Annotated in this window: 14 protein-coding genes; 13 read left to right on the top strand and 1 reads right to left on the bottom strand. The window is 42.7% G+C overall.

The genetic code is table 11. The features are described 5' to 3' along the window. Positions 1-7 precede the first annotated feature (7 nt). From D0T50_RS05425 to D0T50_RS05480, 12 genes are all read left to right on the top strand, one after another. Positions 8-1,798 carry a chloride channel protein gene (locus D0T50_RS05425; RefSeq protein ID WP_163222489.1) on the top strand — a complete coding sequence of 597 codons (1,791 nt, stop codon included), beginning with the start codon at positions 8-10 and terminating at the stop codon, positions 1,796-1,798. Further along, positions 1,799-2,773 carry a methionyl-tRNA formyltransferase gene (gene fmt / locus D0T50_RS05430; RefSeq protein ID WP_163222511.1) on the top strand — a complete coding sequence of 325 codons (975 nt, stop codon included), beginning with the start codon at positions 1,799-1,801 and terminating at the stop codon, positions 2,771-2,773. Between the two features lie 276 nt (positions 2,774-3,049). Continuing rightward, positions 3,050-4,228, top strand: a complete 1,179-nt coding sequence (trpB, locus tag D0T50_RS05435; protein ID WP_163222490.1) for a tryptophan synthase subunit beta — start codon at positions 3,050-3,052, stop codon at positions 4,226-4,228. Beyond that, positions 4,225-5,646: an anthranilate synthase component I family protein gene (locus D0T50_RS05440; RefSeq protein WP_163222491.1), complete on the top strand. Its 1,422-nt coding sequence runs from the start codon at positions 4,225-4,227 to the stop codon at positions 5,644-5,646. The genes trpB and D0T50_RS05440 overlap by 4 nt, the downstream gene beginning before the upstream one ends. 12 nt (positions 5,647-5,658) lie before the next feature. Further along, positions 5,659-6,228: an aminodeoxychorismate/anthranilate synthase component II gene (locus D0T50_RS05445; protein WP_163222492.1), complete on the top strand. Its 570-nt coding sequence runs from the start codon at positions 5,659-5,661 to the stop codon at positions 6,226-6,228. A gap of 4 nt (positions 6,229-6,232) precedes the next feature. Continuing rightward, entirely contained in the window at positions 6,233-7,228 is a 996-nt protein-coding gene (gene trpD / locus D0T50_RS05450) for an anthranilate phosphoribosyltransferase (protein WP_163222493.1), read from the top strand. 8 nt (positions 7,229-7,236) lie between these two features. After that, positions 7,237-8,043, top strand: a complete 807-nt coding sequence (gene trpC, locus D0T50_RS05455; protein ID WP_163222494.1) for an indole-3-glycerol phosphate synthase TrpC — start codon at positions 7,237-7,239, stop codon at positions 8,041-8,043. 7 nt (positions 8,044-8,050) lie between these two features. Continuing rightward, positions 8,051-8,671: a phosphoribosylanthranilate isomerase gene (locus D0T50_RS05460; protein WP_163222495.1), complete on the top strand. Its 621-nt coding sequence runs from the start codon at positions 8,051-8,053 to the stop codon at positions 8,669-8,671. A 19-nt stretch (positions 8,672-8,690) separates the two neighbouring features. Then, positions 8,691-9,464 (top strand): tryptophan synthase subunit alpha, encoded by a 774-nt coding sequence (gene trpA / locus D0T50_RS05465; protein ID WP_163222496.1) that lies wholly within the window; start codon positions 8,691-8,693, stop codon positions 9,462-9,464. 40 nt (positions 9,465-9,504) lie between these two features. After that, positions 9,505-10,254 carry a tRNA pseudouridine(38-40) synthase TruA gene (gene truA, locus D0T50_RS05470; protein WP_163222497.1) on the top strand — a complete coding sequence of 250 codons (750 nt, stop codon included), beginning with the start codon at positions 9,505-9,507 and terminating at the stop codon, positions 10,252-10,254. Positions 10,255-10,272: 18 nt separating this feature from the next. After that, entirely contained in the window at positions 10,273-11,172 is a 900-nt protein-coding gene (locus D0T50_RS05475) for a DMT family transporter (RefSeq protein ID WP_163222498.1), read from the top strand. A gap of 13 nt (positions 11,173-11,185) precedes the next feature. Next, a complete protein-coding gene (locus D0T50_RS05480; RefSeq protein WP_163222499.1) occupies positions 11,186-11,827 on the top strand; it encodes a DUF3256 family protein in 642 nt (213 codons plus the stop codon). Positions 11,828-11,835: 8 nt separating this feature from the next. Here the strand turns inward: D0T50_RS05480 and D0T50_RS05485 are convergent, their stop codons facing one another. Next, positions 11,836-12,516, bottom strand: a complete 681-nt coding sequence (locus D0T50_RS05485; protein WP_163222500.1) for a DUF1080 domain-containing protein — start codon at positions 12,514-12,516, stop codon at positions 11,836-11,838. A 211-nt stretch (positions 12,517-12,727) separates the two neighbouring features. Between D0T50_RS05485 and D0T50_RS05490 the strand changes: the two genes are divergently transcribed. Next, positions 12,728-15,484, top strand: a complete 2,757-nt coding sequence (locus tag D0T50_RS05490; RefSeq protein ID WP_163222501.1) for an InlB B-repeat-containing protein — start codon at positions 12,728-12,730, stop codon at positions 15,482-15,484. The last annotated feature ends 253 nt before the right edge of the window (positions 15,485-15,737 follow it).

Below are 15,737 nucleotides of genomic sequence, written 5' to 3' on the forward strand. Positions count from 1 at the left end.
TTGAAGCATGAACAATAAAGGTGCAAGTTGGTTTCAGCGTTTTCTGTTATGGCGTGAGAGAACGATAAAGGAAAAGCAGTTCATTCTGATATTGAGCTTGTTTGTTGGCGTATTTACAGCTATCGCTACGTATGTACTTAAAATGCTCATACATACCATTCAGAATTTCTTAACCGATAATTTTAGTGCAACAGGTGCCAACTACCTCTATTTGGTTTATCCGGTTGTGGGTATCTTTATTGCCGGATTGTTTGTCAGGCTTATTGTGAAGGATGATATCAGTCACGGGGTAACCAAAATACTTTATGCCATATCTCGTCGCAAAGGACGTATTAAGCGACATAACATGTGGTCGTCTATCTTTGCCAGCTCTATAACAATTGGTTTCGGGGGGTCGGTAGGAGCCGAAGCACCTATTGTGCTTACCGGTTCGGCTATTGGTTCTAACTTAGGAAGTGCTTTCAAAATGGAACACCGCACACTAATGCTACTCGTTGGTTGTGGAGCGGCAGGAGCTATTGGCGGTATCTTTAAGGCACCTATTGCCGGATTGGTATTCACCATTGAGGTGCTGTTGCTCGATCTAACTATGACCTCATTGCTTCCATTGTTGATATCTTCGGTTACGGCAACAACAGTTTCTTATTTGCTCACGGGCACCGAAGCCATGTTCCGCTTTAATCAGGATAGTGCTTTTGAGATGGAACGCATCCCATACGTGATATTGTTGGGTATAGTATGTGGCTTGGTCTCTCTCTACTTTACCCGCGCTATGATCTGGGTAGAGGGTATCTTTGGTAAATTGAAGAATCCGTATAAGAAATTTATGTTAGGAGCTATTATGTTGAGTGTACTCATCTTCCTTTTTCCCCCACTTTATGGCGAAGGTTATGATACGATTGAACTGCTACTTAACGGAAACTCTGCAGTAGAGTGGGATATCATCTTGAACAATTCATTCTTTTATGGACACAGTAGCTTGCTGGTGCTGTTCTTGCTCTTGATAGTAATATTCAAAGTGTTTGCTACCAGTGCTACCAACGGTGGAGGTGGAACGGGTGGGACATTCGCTCCTTCTTTGTTCTTGGGTTGCATCGTGGGGTTTATCTTTTCTTTCATGAGTAACACAATCGAATTTATTCCTGCTTTGCCCGAAAAGAACTTTGCTCTTATGGGAATGGCGGGTGTAATGAGTGGTGTAATGCATGCTCCGTTGACCGGTGTTTTCCTGATTGCCGAACTTACCGGAGGCTACGATCTGCTGCTTCCCCTTATTATTGTTTCTGTTTGTTCTTACCTTACTATTATTGTTTTTGAGCCGCATAGTATCTACTCCATGCGTTTGGCGAAGAAAGGAGAACTGCTTACTCACAACAAAGATAAAGCCATACTTACACTTATGAAGATGGAAAATGTGGTGGAGAATAACTTTACCGTCATTGCCCCTGATATGGATTTGGGCGATTTGGTAAAGGTTATCTCTAACTCCAAACGTAATATGTTTCCTGTGGTAGATAAAGATGGTGTGCTTTTGGGTATTGTGTTGCTGGATGATATTCGGAACATCATGTTCAGACAGGAGCTTTACCATCGGTTTACTGTGGGTAAATTAATGACGGCATTACCTGCCCGTCTTTATGATACCGATAATATGGAGCAAGTGATGCGTACCTTTGACGAAACAAAAGCGTGGAATCTTCCTGTAGTAAGTACAGACGGTAAGTATTTGGGCTTTGTGTCCAAATCTAAAATATTTAGTTCATATCGTGAGGTGCTGGTTCAGTTCTCGACAGAATAAATTATGGATAAGAAAGAATTAAGGATTGTTTATATGGGTACACCGGATTTCGCGGTGGAACCTCTTCGCTGTTTGGTAGAAGGAGGGTATAATGTGGTAGGCGTTGTTACAATGCCCGACAAACCGGTTGGTCGCCATCATAATCAATTACAAGCATCTCCGGTAAAACAATATGCAGAAGCTCACGCACTGTCGGTATTGCAACCTGTGAAATTGAAAGATGAAGAGTTTCTGAATGCTTTGCGTGCTTGGCAAGCCGATCTTCAGATAGTTGTTGCCTTTCGTATGCTGCCCGAAGTGGTATGGGATATGCCACGGTTAGGAACATTTAATTTGCATGCTTCTTTATTGCCTCAATATCGTGGGGCTGCTCCCATAAATTGGGCCATAATCAATGGCGAAACAGAAACAGGAATTACTACTTTCTTCCTGACGCACGAAATAGATACAGGCGAAGTAATTCAACAAGTGCGTATCCCTATTGCCGATACAGACAATGTGGGTGTTGTGCACGATAAACTCATGATGTTGGGAGGTGAATTAGTAGTAGAAACGGTCGATGCTATTATTAATAACACGATTAAATCAATACCTCAAGAAGAGATGCAGGTAGAAGGAGAACTTCGTCCGGCACCAAAAATCTTTAAGGAGACTTGTGCGATAAATTGGAACCAGCCTACAAAAAAGATATTTGACTTTATACGAGGACTTTCTCCCTATCCGGGGGCGTGGACAGAGATGGAAACACCCGATGGGAAACGTGTTACCGTAAAAATCTTTGAAAGTGAGAAGGTAGAGCCGGAGCATCACTTACCTGTTGGCACACTCCTAACTGATGGTAAGACCTTTTTACATGTAGCTACGATTGATGGTGCTTTATCTGTAAACTCTTTGCAAGTTGCCGGAAAAAAACGGATGAGTATCGGGGAGTTGCTTCGTGGGTTTAAGGTGGTGGATGGTAGCCGTTTTTGCTAAGATAAGAATCAAATAGTTTGTGGCGTTTTTTAATAAAAAATCACTCTCCGCTTGCTTTTTCAAACATTATGTCTACATTTGCCTCGTAAACGTAACAAAAGAACAAATGAGAATGTTATTAGTAAATACATGTTGGTGGCGCTACTTACAACTTCGAAAGTCGTAAGGTAGCAGTCTCGTGTATATACTATACTAATAGAATATAATATTATAAGAGCCCTGTCGCGCCTGCGACGGGGCTCTTTCGTTTTTAAATCAATAAACACCAAGTAATTTATGAAAAGTTTCCTAATCGATGAAAATGGCTATTATGGAGAGTTCGGTGGTGCCTATATTCCGGAAATACTCCATCAATGTGTTGAAGAACTACAAAATACTTACTTAAAAGTAATGCAAAGTGATAGCTTCAGGCAGGAGTACGAACAACTATTGCGCGACTATGTGGGGCGTCCCTCACCTCTCTATCATGCAAAGCGTCTTTCTGAAAAATACGGATATAAGATATACCTGAAGAGAGAAGACCTGAACCATACCGGTTCTCACAAGATAAACAATACCATCGGACAAATATTACTGGCACGCCGAATGGGTAAGAAACGTATTATTGCCGAAACCGGAGCCGGACAGCATGGCGTAGCAACAGCCACTGTGTGCGCTCTGATGGATATGGAATGTGTCGTTTATATGGGGCAAACGGATGTAGAACGCCAAGTGGTAAATGTGGAAAAGATGAACATGTTGGGTGCAACGGTTATTCCTGTAACATCTGGCAATATGACACTAAAAGATGCTACCAACGAGGCTATTCGCGATTGGTGTTGTCATCCTTCCGATACGTTTTACATCATCGGTTCAGTGGTTGGGCCACACCCATATCCAGATATGGTGTCGAAACTACAATCTGTAATCAGTCAAGAAATAAAGAAACAATTGTTAGAACAAGAAGGGCGCGAACATCCCGACTATCTCATTGCTTGTGTGGGTGGGGGAAGCAATGCTGCCGGAACAATTTATCACTTTATAGACGACATGCGCACACAGATTATATTGGCAGAAGCAGGAGGCAAAGGCGTTGAAACCGGCATGACCGCAGCTACTATCACATTAGGGAAAACCGGCATTATTCATGGTACACGCACATACGTTATTCAAAACGAAGATGGACAAATAGAAGAACCCTATTCTATTTCGGCAGGGTTAGACTATCCGGGAATTGGCCCCATACATGCTAACCTGGCTGTGAAGAATCGTGCAACAGTGATACCTGTCAATGATGACGAAGCGATAGAGGCTGCATACGAACTAACCAAGCTGGAGGGGATTATCCCGGCACTCGAATCGGCACATGCCGTAGGAGTATTAAATAAACTTTCTCTGACCCCGGATGCGGTAATTGTTCTTACCATATCCGGCAGAGGCGATAAAGATATTAACACTTATCTCGATAGAATATGAATAGATACAAGCTAAAAAAATACGATTACGCCACAAATAGCAAGCAGGTATTAGGCGATTTACATACACCGGTCAGTATTTATCTGAAAGTGCGCGATTTATATCCGCAATCCGTTCTTATGGAGAGTTCGGATTATCATGCAGGCGAGAATAGCCTATCGTTTATAGCTCTTTGCCCATTGGCAAGCATAGGCGTCAACAATGATTTGGTGACAACTACCTATCCCGACGGTAGCAGTAAAGAAACAGCGCTAACAGATAAGTTTACCGTAGAAATAGCAATTAACAGCTTTATAGGGCAGTTCAATATAACCGGCGACAATGCCGATGTATGCGGATTATATGGTTATACCACTTTCAATGCCGTGAAATACTTCGAGAAAATCAAGATAAAAGAGAGCCATGACGAGCTAAATGATGCCCCCGATATCTTATACATTTTATATAAGTATGTAATCATTTTCAATCATTTTAAGAACGAATTGGTACTTGTAGAAGTGCTATCTGATGGCGAAGCGAGCCAGCTAAACCAACTTGAATCGGTTATCGACAATCGTAACTACGCATCCTACAACTTCGCTGTTACAGGGGCAGTATACAGTACGATTACTGATGAGCAGCATAAAGCAAATGTACGCAAAGGTATTGCTCATTGTTTGCGGGGCGATGTGTTCCAGATTGTACTCTCTCGTCGGTTTATTCAACCATTCGAGGGTGATGATTTTAAGGTGTATCGTGCCTTGCGTAGCATTAATCCATCTCCTTATTTGTTCTATTTTGACTTTGGCGGATACCGTATTTTCGGTTCTTCGCCCGAAACGCATTGCAAAATAGAGGGTGCTACTGCATATATCGACCCCATTGCAGGAACTACCCACCGTACCGGAGATATGAAGAAAGACAAGGAACTAACCGAAATATTGCTCAATGACCCAAAAGAAAATGCTGAACATGTAATGTTGGTAGATTTGGCACGAAATGATCTAAGCCGTAACTGCCACGATGTACGTGTAACATTCTACAAAGAACCTCAATATTATAGTCATGTTATTCATCTTGTTTCGCGTGTTAGCGGAACTCTAAACGAAGGAGCCGATTCTATAAAATCATTTATAGATACATTTCCGGCAGGAACACTGAGTGGCGCGCCCAAAGTACGTGCTATGCAACTCATCAGCGAAATAGAACCACATAACAGAGGAGCTTACGGAGGATGCATCGGGTTCATCGGACTAAATGGAGAATTAAATCAGGCTATAACCATTCGTACGTTTGTTAGCCGCAACAACGAATTGTGGTTTCAGGCAGGAGGAGGGATTGTAGCAGGTAGTCAAGATGAATCTGAACTACAAGAGGTAAACAACAAACTCGGTGCACTGAAAAAGGCAATTGATATGGCTTCATCCTTAAAAAACTAACAATGATAGATTATGAAAAAAGTATTGATACTCGATAATTACGACTCATTTACCTACAATTTGCTTCATTTGGTAAAAGAGTTAGGCAATGCTCAAACAGAAGTGTATCGCAATGATAAAATAACCTTGGATGAAGTTGCGATGTTTGACAAAATAATACTGTCGCCCGGTCCCGGAATACCACAAGAAGCCGGACTGCTACTATCTATTATTCGTTGTTATGCACCAACGAAAAGCATATTGGGCGTTTGTTTGGGGCATCAAGCCATTGGAGAAGCATTCGGCGCAACATTAGAGAACTTGCGAGATGTCTATCACGGTGTGCAAACTCCCATTGATATCATAGAGAATGATACCATTTTTTCGGACTTGAATAAACAGCTACTTGTGGGTAGATATCACTCTTGGGTTATAAACAGAGAGACGCTTCCGGGTGAATTGATAATTACTGCCGAGAGTAAAGAAAAGCAGATTATGGCTATCAGGCATCAGACATACGATGTACATGGCATCCAATTTCATCCGGAATCTATACTAACCCCACAAGGGAGAACAATAATTGCTAACTTTTTAAATGTTTGAAACGATGAAAAAACTATTATATAAATTATTTGAACACCAATATCTGGGGCGAGAAGAGGCACGCGAGATACTTCAAAATATAGCTGGAGGAAAGTACAACGATGCACAAGTAGCTTCTCTTATTACTGTATTTCTAATGAGAAATATAACCGTAGACGAGTTGTGTGGATTTCGTGATGCACTGATGGAAATGCGCACAACGGTAGATTTGAATGAATTCGAACCAATTGATATTGTGGGTACAGGAGGGGATGGAAAGAATACCTTCAATATATCTACCGCAGCCTGTTTTACTGTTGCCGGAGCAGGAATCCCGGTGGTTAAACACGGGAATTATGGCTCTACATCTGTAAGCGGAGCCAGTAATGTGATAGAGCAACATGGTGTGAAATTTACGACAGATATTGATGTGCTTCGTCGCAGCATGGAAAGCTGTCATATAGCTTACCTGCACGCTCCTTTGTTTAACCCCGCTATGAAAGCGGTTGCTCCTGTGCGGAAGTCGCTTGCCGTTCGCACGTTCTTCAATATGTTGGGTCCGTTAGTCAATCCGGTTTCGCCCAAATATCAACTGCTGGGTGTTTATAATCTGCCTCTGCTGCGACTATACAGCTATACTTTTCAGAAAACAGAAAGTAAGTTTGCTGTTATCCACAGTCTGGATGGCTATGACGAGATTTCACTTACAAGCTCGTTTAAGGCTGCTACCAATGACAGTGAAAAGATTTACTCGCCCGAGAGCTTGGGCTTTCCGCGCTACAAAGAAAGCGATTTAGATGGTGGGGCAACTCCGGAGGAAGCAGCTTGTATATTCGATAATGTGTTGAGCAACTGTGCTACTTCAGCCCAGAAAGATGTGGTAGTGGCGAATGCGGCTTTCGCTATTCGAGTTGTCCAACCAGAAAAAACCATAGAAGAGTGTATAGCAATAGCCAAAGAATCGCTTGAAAGTGGAAAGGCAAAGTTAGCACTAAAGAAATTCATTGAAATAAACCAATAACAAGAAGTATGAATAAGAATTCTAAAGATAAAGACATCTTATCCGAAATCATTGCCAATAAACGCTTTGAGATAGACTTGCAAAAACGCTCTGTCTCTGCGCTTCAATTAGAAAAGAATCTTACCGACGTTTCTAAAAAACATTCAATGCGCGCTGCATTAATAAATTCTGATACAGGCATTATAGCCGAGTTTAAAAGGAGGTCGCCTTCAAAAGGATGGATAAACAGAGATGCGCAACCTGTCGATATAATTCCTTCTTATCAGGAAGCGGGCGCTGCCGCTCTTTCTATTCTGACCGATGAAAAATATTTTGGTGGCAATCTGAGAGATATTCGCTCTGTTCGTCCTTTGATTAACATACCTATTTTAAGAAAAGATTTTGTTGTGGATGAATATCAGCTATATCAAGCCAAAATAATAAGTGCAGATGCAGTGCTTCTTATAGCCTCGGCATTGACGCAAGAAGAATGTAATGCATTGGCAGAGAAAGCGCACGGACTCGGATTGGAAACATTGCTGGAAATTCATAACGAAAAGGAACTTGTGTATGTAAACCCCCATATTGATATGGTTGGTGTAAACAACCGTAACCTGAGTACATTCCATACGGATGTGGAGAACTCTTTTCGCCTGGCAGCATTGTTGCCCAAAGATATAGTATTGGTTTCGGAGAGCGGAATATCTCAGCCCGATACTGTTAAGCAACTGCGTAAAAATGGTTTTCGTGGGTTTCTTATTGGCGAAACATTTATGAAAACCGATAAACCAGCTATTGCTCTTGCTGATTTTGTGACACAACTGAAAATACAATAAGGGCATAATGATTAATAATAAATTGATAAAAGTATGTGGGATGCGCGAAACTCAAAATATCCTTGACATAGAGAATTTGGGTGTGGACTTTATGGGTTTTATCTTCTACCCTAAGTCGCCACGTTACCTTCGGGAGCAGCCGACGTATCTGCCACGCACAGCAAAACGGGTAGGCGTTTTTGTAAATGAAGAACAAGAAAATGTATTGACACTTACCAATTGTTTCTCCTTGAATGCGGTACAGCTACACGGAAGCGAGTCACCTCAATACTGCAAGGCTCTGATGCGAGAAGGGTTACAGTTGATAAAAGCACTACCTATAGCACATGAAGAGGACTTGGAACAAGCAGCACTATACGAAGGCGTATGCGATTACCTTCTATTCGATACAAAGTGTGAAGGCTATGGAGGTTCGGGCAGTCAGTTCGACTGGGGTATTCTAAACAGTTACAAAGGAAACACTCCTTTCTTGCTTAGCGGAGGCATAGATCTTAGTCATATCTGCGCACTAAAAGAGTTTCGGCACCCCAAACTGGCGGGGTATGATATAAATAGCCGCTTTGAAACAGAACCCGGCATAAAGGATTCCAAAATGGTAGCGCAGTTTCTGCATGAATTATCTAAATAATAAACTAAAAACAATAAAGATGAACAGAATCAATCAATTATTCAGTAGCACCCCCCAAGATGTACTCTCTATTTATTTTTGTGCGGGTGCTCCCACGCTTGATAACACAGTGGAGGTTATAAAGACTCTCGAACAGAACGGGGTAGGTATGATTGAAATAGGAATACCGTTTAGTGATCCGATGGCCGATGGCGTAGTTATTCAAAAAGCTGCCACACAAGCACTGCGTAATGGTATGTCATTGAAACTACTCTTTGAACAACTACGCGATGTACGCCAAAAAGTAAAGATACCATTGGTGTTTATGGGATACCTCAATCCTATTCTGCAATTCGGGTTCGACCGTTTCTGTAGCGAATGTGTAGCCTGTGGAATAGACGGTATGATTATTCCCGACCTCCCATTCAGAGAATATCAAGAATATTATCGTTCTATAGCCGAGCAATATGATTTGAAAACAATAATGCTCGTAACTCCCGAAACCAGTGAAGAACGAATACGCGAAATAGATAATAACACGAGCGGTTTTATCTACTTGGTGTCATCCGCGGCAACGACCGGTGCACAACAAAATTTCGACGGGCAGAAGCAAACGTACTTCAAGCGAGTTAAAGATATGGGATTAAAAAATCCTTGTATGGTAGGATTTGGTATTAGTAATCAAGCAACTTTCCGCGCAGCTTGTGAAAATGCGTCGGGGGCTATTGTAGGCAGTTATTTTGTTTCTCTCTTTGAAAAAGAAAGGGATGCTACAAAAGCCATAAAGAAACTTATCGAAGAATTTATGCGTTAAAAATATTACCTTTGCCTGCGATAAACCAAAACAATAAAACGTGCAGCGCTATTTCATCTATTTAGCCTACGATGGTACTAACTATCACGGCTGGCAAATACAACCCAACGGAGAGAGCATTCAGGAATATTTAATGAAGGCCTTGTTTACTTTCCTGCGACAAGAGGTAGAAGTTATTGGTGCCGGACGTACAGATGCGGGTGTACACGCCTCGTTGATGGTTGCCCATTTTGACTATGAGCAGGAACTGGATGTGATGCTGGTTACCGATAAACTAAACCGCATACTTCCTCAGGATATATCTGTTTATGAAGTGAGAAAGGTAAAGCCGGACGCTCATGCCCGTTTCGACGCAGTGGCTCGTACATATAAATACTATATTACGACACGTAAATATCCCTTTAACCGTCAATATAGTTGTCGTCTTCATCATTCGCCCGATTTTGACCGAATGAATGAAGCGGCAGCAACATTGTTTGATTATACCGACTTTACCAGCTTTAGTAAACTGCATACCGATGTAAAAACCAATAACTGCAAGGTAACTCATGCCCGGTGGGAGCAACAAGATGAACATACATGGGTATTTACCATTACTGCCGACCGATTTCTGAGGAATATGGTGCGGGCAATTGTAGGTACACTGCTCGAAGTAGGAGCGGGGAAGCTCACTGTTGATGGCTTTAGGCGGGTGATTGAGCAGCAAGATAGGGGTAAGGCGGGCACTTCCGTGCCCGGCAATGCGCTATTCTTGGTCGATGTGGCTTATCCTGAAGAACTTTTCCTATAATATTTAATCGTACTACTTATGTGGTTATTACTTGCTTTTACGTCAGCAGCATTGTTGGGCTTTTACGATGTGTTCAAAAAACAATCGTTGAAGAACAATGCGGTGTTGCCGGTATTGTTCCTTAATACGGTATTTTCCAGTTTGGTGTTTCTTCCATTTATCATCATATCTGCTTTTTCGCCAAACTTATTGAACCAGACACTTTTTTATGTCCCCGTGGAGGGGTGGGAGGTACATAAGTTCATCGTGATAAAGTCTTTTATTGTGCTGTCTTCGTGGATATTCGGCTATTTTGGCATGAAGCATTTACCACTTACAATTGTGGGCCCCATTAATGCGACCCGTCCTGTTATGGTGTTGGTTGGTGCGATGCTTATATTTGGCGAACGCCTGAACCTTTATCAATGGGTTGGTGTGTTGTTAGCAATTACCTCCTTCTTTATGTTAAGCCGATCAGGAAAGAAAGAAGGGATAGACTTTGCGCACAATAAGTGGATTCTGTTTGTTGTCTTGGCTGCTGTGTTTGGTGCTGTTAGTGGATTGTATGATAAATATTTGATGCGACAGTTTAACCCTATGTTGGTGCAGTCGTGGTATAATGTGTATCAAGTCTTTATTATGTGCCCTATCTTGCTGTTGTTGTGGTGGCCAAAGCGCAAAATGACAACACCTTTCCGTTGGACTCCGGTTATTATTCTTATCTCTTTATTTCTGTGTGCTGCCGATTTCGTTTATTTCTATGCCTTAAGTTACGATGATTCGATGATTTCTATTGTCTCTATGGTGCGACGAAGCAGTGTGATTGTCTCTTTCTTGTGTGGGGCACTCTTCTTCCGTGAAAAGAACTTAAAAAGCAAAGCAATTGACCTGCTTCTGGTATTAATTGGAATGATATTTTTATATTTGGGTACAAAATAAAGACAACTCCCTGATGAAACAATTTCTCCTATTGCTTACCTTACTGTTTTCTTGTACTTTTCTAAAGGCACAAGAGGTTAGGACATACTTTCTTGCCATGCCCGATTCGCTGACTCCTTTATTATCTCCTGTAAATAAAGCAGATTTTATCGATTATTTGGACGGTAATATGAAAGCACAAGTGAGGAATAAGTTTGATTCTATTTCCGAAATGCTGGTGCTGACGCCTACCTATATTAAAATTCAGATGACAGAAAAGAGTACTTGGCAACTTAAAGTACTGGCATTGAATGATAGTACCAATGTGCTTTGTACTGTGTCTACCGCTTGTGCACCGGTGTGTGATAGTAGCATTCGTTTTTATTCGGCTATGTGGGAAGAGCTTCCTTCCGAAAACTATATGGAAACACCTCTCTTGGCTGATTTCCTGCAACAGCCTGCCGACTCTGCTGCATTGACAGATTATTACTATGCCTTGCGTAAAGCCGACGTGTTTTTAACACGTACAGAACTCTCTGCCGAAAGTGATGAAATGACAATTGTATTGACTACCCCCGAGTATATAGAGGGTGATAGTAAAGAGAAACTGAAGAGTTATATGCGAGATTTGTTCCTGTTTAGATGGACGAACGGATTGTTCGTTAAGCAGGATTGAAAGTAGCGTTACGGATTAATCTTTATCAAAAAGAACCTTTTAAACTCAATAGGTTCACCACTAACACACTTTATTCCTACGTGTCCACTCTTTATCAGGCTTGTTCCTTCATTCTGAAATTTCCCATTAATATAAACGCTTACTATGCCCTCTATAATAAAAATATCTAACTGATTCCATTCGCCAACAGGGTTTTCATTGGACTCATATTTCTTGGCTATGGTAGGGAAAAGTGGGCGTGTTTCGTTTTCGTGTGTAGTATACTCTGCTAAACTGGCGTTACCGTAAATAATAAAATCTCCCGAATTGTTTTCTTTTAATCGGCATTCAATGGCCGAAGGGTAAGGCTTGTTGCTCTCGTTGATTAGTACAAATATACCGTTGTCCGAAGAGGGTTTTATCCAACGCCACTCTATATATAAACGATAGTTATCGTATTTTTCTTTGGTATACATGTATCCCAACGTATTGCTTTCTATATGCAGAATGCTGTCTTTTACCGTAAAAATGTCTTCAGGTTTTGATGTGTTGTCTTGCAGTACAAATTCCCAGTCAGACAAATCTTTATTGTTGAATAGGTGTATAACATCTTTATGGTCAAAAGAGGTCATGCGCATTTGTGCAAATGAGCAGGTGGAGCTAATGGAAACTAACAATAGCAAGATAATAACCAATAATTTTGTCTTCATACAAATCGCTTTATGCCGTTCGTTTTACTTGTCTTTACAAAACTAGATATAATAATGCAAAAAAAGAAGAGAACCCTAAAAGATTCTCTTGATTTCTACACACGATATTCTGAAGGGAATATGCGGGCTAAGAGTGATAATTCCACCGTCTCCTTTTGTGTTTTGAAGAGAAAGTCTTAACTTGGAGCGCACAAACCATAAATAGAATACAATGAAAATCAAAATCTTTCTTATTTTAATGAGCGTGCTGTCCGTCACAGCCAATGCATACGGACAAAATTATACGGTTCGCTTCGATACCGGTGGTGGAACTCCAGTCGCTTCGCAAACAGTAAAGGCGGGTAACACCATCGAGGTTCCGGCACGCCCCACTCAAGCGGGCTGGGTTTTTGTGGGTTGGTATACGGATCCTGCCGCCGAGGTGTATATGTGGGATTTTCTGAACGACTCTGTCTCTAAAACGATGACCCTCTATGCCAAATGGCTGCAAGTGGATGAGAAACACCGTTTATTAAACGCCTATGCCTCTGAGGAGGAACTGAAAAGCCCCTATGTCGCTGCTACGTTGCAAACTCTGGGCGAGCTATCAGCCGATCAGCGCACGCTGACACTACCGGAAGGAACAACGGTGTATGTCGCCCCCGGTGTTTACTGGACGGACTTGACCTATCGACAGGGCTTCCCGTTTGATGACAGCGGCTTTGTGATTGATCCTCCAAATGTAGGACTTACCATTCGGGGGGAGAACCTCTCCTTTATCGGTCTGACTGCAGAGGCGAAAGATGTCCATATCTGTGGCAACCGTGGCGAAGGCGGTTCCAAAGGACTGGGTGCTACCGGCAGTTGGTATACGCTTGCTCTTTCTACCGGTTTCCGTGGCAAGAACATCACCATTGCCAACTATTCGCAGGAAGATTTGCTCTATCCGCGTGACCCGTCTCAGAGTATTTCGAAACGTATCGACTCAAAGAATCATGCCGAGGTGCTGCGCAGCGCTACCCCCGGTATTGACCGGATGGCTTTTGAGAATGTTCGCTTCATAGGCTATCTGAACATGATGGCCGGCTTTTCGCCCACCCGTGCATATTTCAAGGATTGTATCCTTCAATGTACGGACGACGCGGTGTTCGACGGCAAGATGAATGTGTATGAAAATTGCACCTTTTACTTTTACGGTAACAATCCTACCTACTCCGCTTCCGGTTCCGGGACTATCAATGCCCTGCTGGGATGCACTATCATCGGTATGCCGCAGATGACTCATACAGATCTCTCGCTGGCTAAGTCATCTCGGGGAAACGGAGCAACGGCTAGCTCAATCTACGCCATTATCGATACCGAATTCTTAGGGCGAATAGAAACGGTAAAGTGGGAAAACAATGTGCGCGAGGATGCTCGTCACTCAGTGTACAACAATACCCTGGGCGAGGACAAAACACCGTTGGTGATTAGTCCTTCTCAGCCACAGACTTCCGTCACTTTGAGTGGAGAGGCTTTAAAGGCCTTTAAAGTAGGTGATCAATACAATGTTTATAATCTCTTGAGAGGTACCGATGGCTGGGATCCGAAAGAACAAAATACACTTCAATGGGCTCCTTATACTAACCTTCCCTTCCGTTTCTTGATTGGTTCGAGCGGAAAAATCCTTTATTCCGACCAGACGGGTGAGGAGAATCGGGTCGTTTTGACACCTGCTCCTGCTCCTGCTGCGTCCGTGAATGTTAGTCAGATTATCTGGCAGTACGACACAACGTTATTGAACGGTGAAATTACCCCATCGACCGGTGTCCTAACACTGTCGGCTCGACCCAATTGTACCGGTGCTATCATTGAGACGAGTGTGACCGCCGTGCTCCCGAGCGGACTAAGTGCCGGCGTTACACTTTCCATTCGTCCGGTACCTGTTGCAGCTCCCCTGCTAGCGGCACCCGCGATTGAGATTGCTCCTAACTGGGTGACCCTTAGTTACACGCTCGACCAACTTGCTTACCGCGATGTTTCCCGGATTGAGTGGTACCGCGAATCTGGCCCCACGACCACAAATGGCATTCACATCGGTACTATGAGGAATGACGAGGCTGGGCTTTTTGTAGATGATCCTTATAAAGAATATACACTAAGCAAGTATGATGTAGGGTACTACCTGCGCGCGGTAGTTACGCCGAAGTATGAGTTCAGTCCGGCAGCCAACTCTTCGCTAACGCTTTATACTTCGCGCGCAATCACAGTGGATGACGTTCGGGATACTTCGCTCTTTACCGACTTTGAAAATCTCTATTTTACCAATGAAAACCATCTGACTACCATCGGACGGTGGTTTGTTGATAGCGAGGACAAAGCCTTAGAACCGTGGGGCTGGGGAATCGGTACCAACGGAGCGGACCGGATTTGGGGATTGATGAATAATCACAATCGGGACCAAAACGCTCGACTTGTCTTTGGTCAACCCAGCCAATACGGGGACATGTCGCTGACATTGAACTACTCCACTGGCAAAGTCGAAGGGCAAGGATTCGGTGGTAACGGTTGTTACCTGGATATCTTTGTTAAGTACGACCCGATTACCCGTATAGGATATGGTTTGCGCGTGGAACGTGTCCCGGCTAGTACCAGTGCAACACTATGGACGCTTTATCGCTACAATGATGCCAGTCAAACTGCCTTGACGACAGGTCTGCTGACCGCTGCCTTTATGCCTCAAAGCACCCTAACCGTTTCAACTACGGGAAATACCCTACGGGTAATGGCTTCAACGCAATCGGAGAGAACGCCATTGCAAATCCAGCAGAACCTTGCTAATACGGTCGATCTTTCCTGGACCGACCCCACCGGCGAGTTAGGACAGAATACCTTCGGTGGTTTTGGCTTCAACATCATCAATTCTGGTAGATCCTCTTACACTTATGGCACCGCAACAAATAACTGTGTTATGCTACACGATGTACGAATTGACGCCATGGAAAAATAAGGAAACCTAACCCTTTTGTACGGTTAAAAAACCTGTCTCAAAATACAAAGGAAATAGTATAGGCGTGTAGTCTTTATACTTGACGCGTCAAGTATAAAGACTACACGCTTCAAGTATAAAGAGTTGACGCGTCAAGTATTTGGGGTTGAAATACCGGGTCAACGTAAAAAGTTGAGGAGTCACTTTATGTTTTTTATCTTTGCCTAAAAAAGATATTATGCAAAAAGATGGTTATAGTTTGTTGTTACCTTTT

The organism is Bacteroides sp. 214, assembly GCF_010501015.1.
In the GTDB taxonomy this organism is placed as follows: domain Bacteria; phylum Bacteroidota; class Bacteroidia; order Bacteroidales; family Bacteroidaceae; genus Bacteroides.

What these genes read in the sequence shown, in the direction of transcription:
- D0T50_RS05425 (WP_163222489.1), top strand. Translation starts at nt 8, where the DNA reads ATGAACAATAAAGGTGCAAGTTGGTTTCAGCGTTTTCTGTTATGGCGT.
- trpB (WP_163222490.1), top strand. Translation starts at nt 3,050, where the DNA reads ATGAAAAGTTTCCTAATCGATGAAAATGGCTATTATGGAGAGTTCGGT.
- D0T50_RS05440 (WP_163222491.1), top strand. Translation starts at nt 4,225, where the DNA reads ATGAATAGATACAAGCTAAAAAAATACGATTACGCCACAAATAGCAAG.
- D0T50_RS05445 (WP_163222492.1), top strand. Translation starts at nt 5,659, where the DNA reads ATGAAAAAAGTATTGATACTCGATAATTACGACTCATTTACCTACAAT.
- trpD (WP_163222493.1), top strand. Translation starts at nt 6,233, where the DNA reads ATGAAAAAACTATTATATAAATTATTTGAACACCAATATCTGGGGCGA.
- trpC (WP_163222494.1), top strand. Translation starts at nt 7,237, where the DNA reads ATGAATAAGAATTCTAAAGATAAAGACATCTTATCCGAAATCATTGCC.
- D0T50_RS05460 (WP_163222495.1), top strand. Translation starts at nt 8,051, where the DNA reads ATGATTAATAATAAATTGATAAAAGTATGTGGGATGCGCGAAACTCAA.
- trpA (WP_163222496.1), top strand. Translation starts at nt 8,691, where the DNA reads ATGAACAGAATCAATCAATTATTCAGTAGCACCCCCCAAGATGTACTC.
- D0T50_RS05475 (WP_163222498.1), top strand. Translation starts at nt 10,273, where the DNA reads ATGTGGTTATTACTTGCTTTTACGTCAGCAGCATTGTTGGGCTTTTAC.
- D0T50_RS05480 (WP_163222499.1), top strand. Translation starts at nt 11,186, where the DNA reads ATGAAACAATTTCTCCTATTGCTTACCTTACTGTTTTCTTGTACTTTT.
- D0T50_RS05485 (WP_163222500.1), bottom strand. Translation starts at nt 12,516, where the DNA reads ATGAAGACAAAATTATTGGTTATTATCTTGCTATTGTTAGTTTCCATT.
- D0T50_RS05490 (WP_163222501.1), top strand. Translation starts at nt 12,728, where the DNA reads ATGAAAATCAAAATCTTTCTTATTTTAATGAGCGTGCTGTCCGTCACA.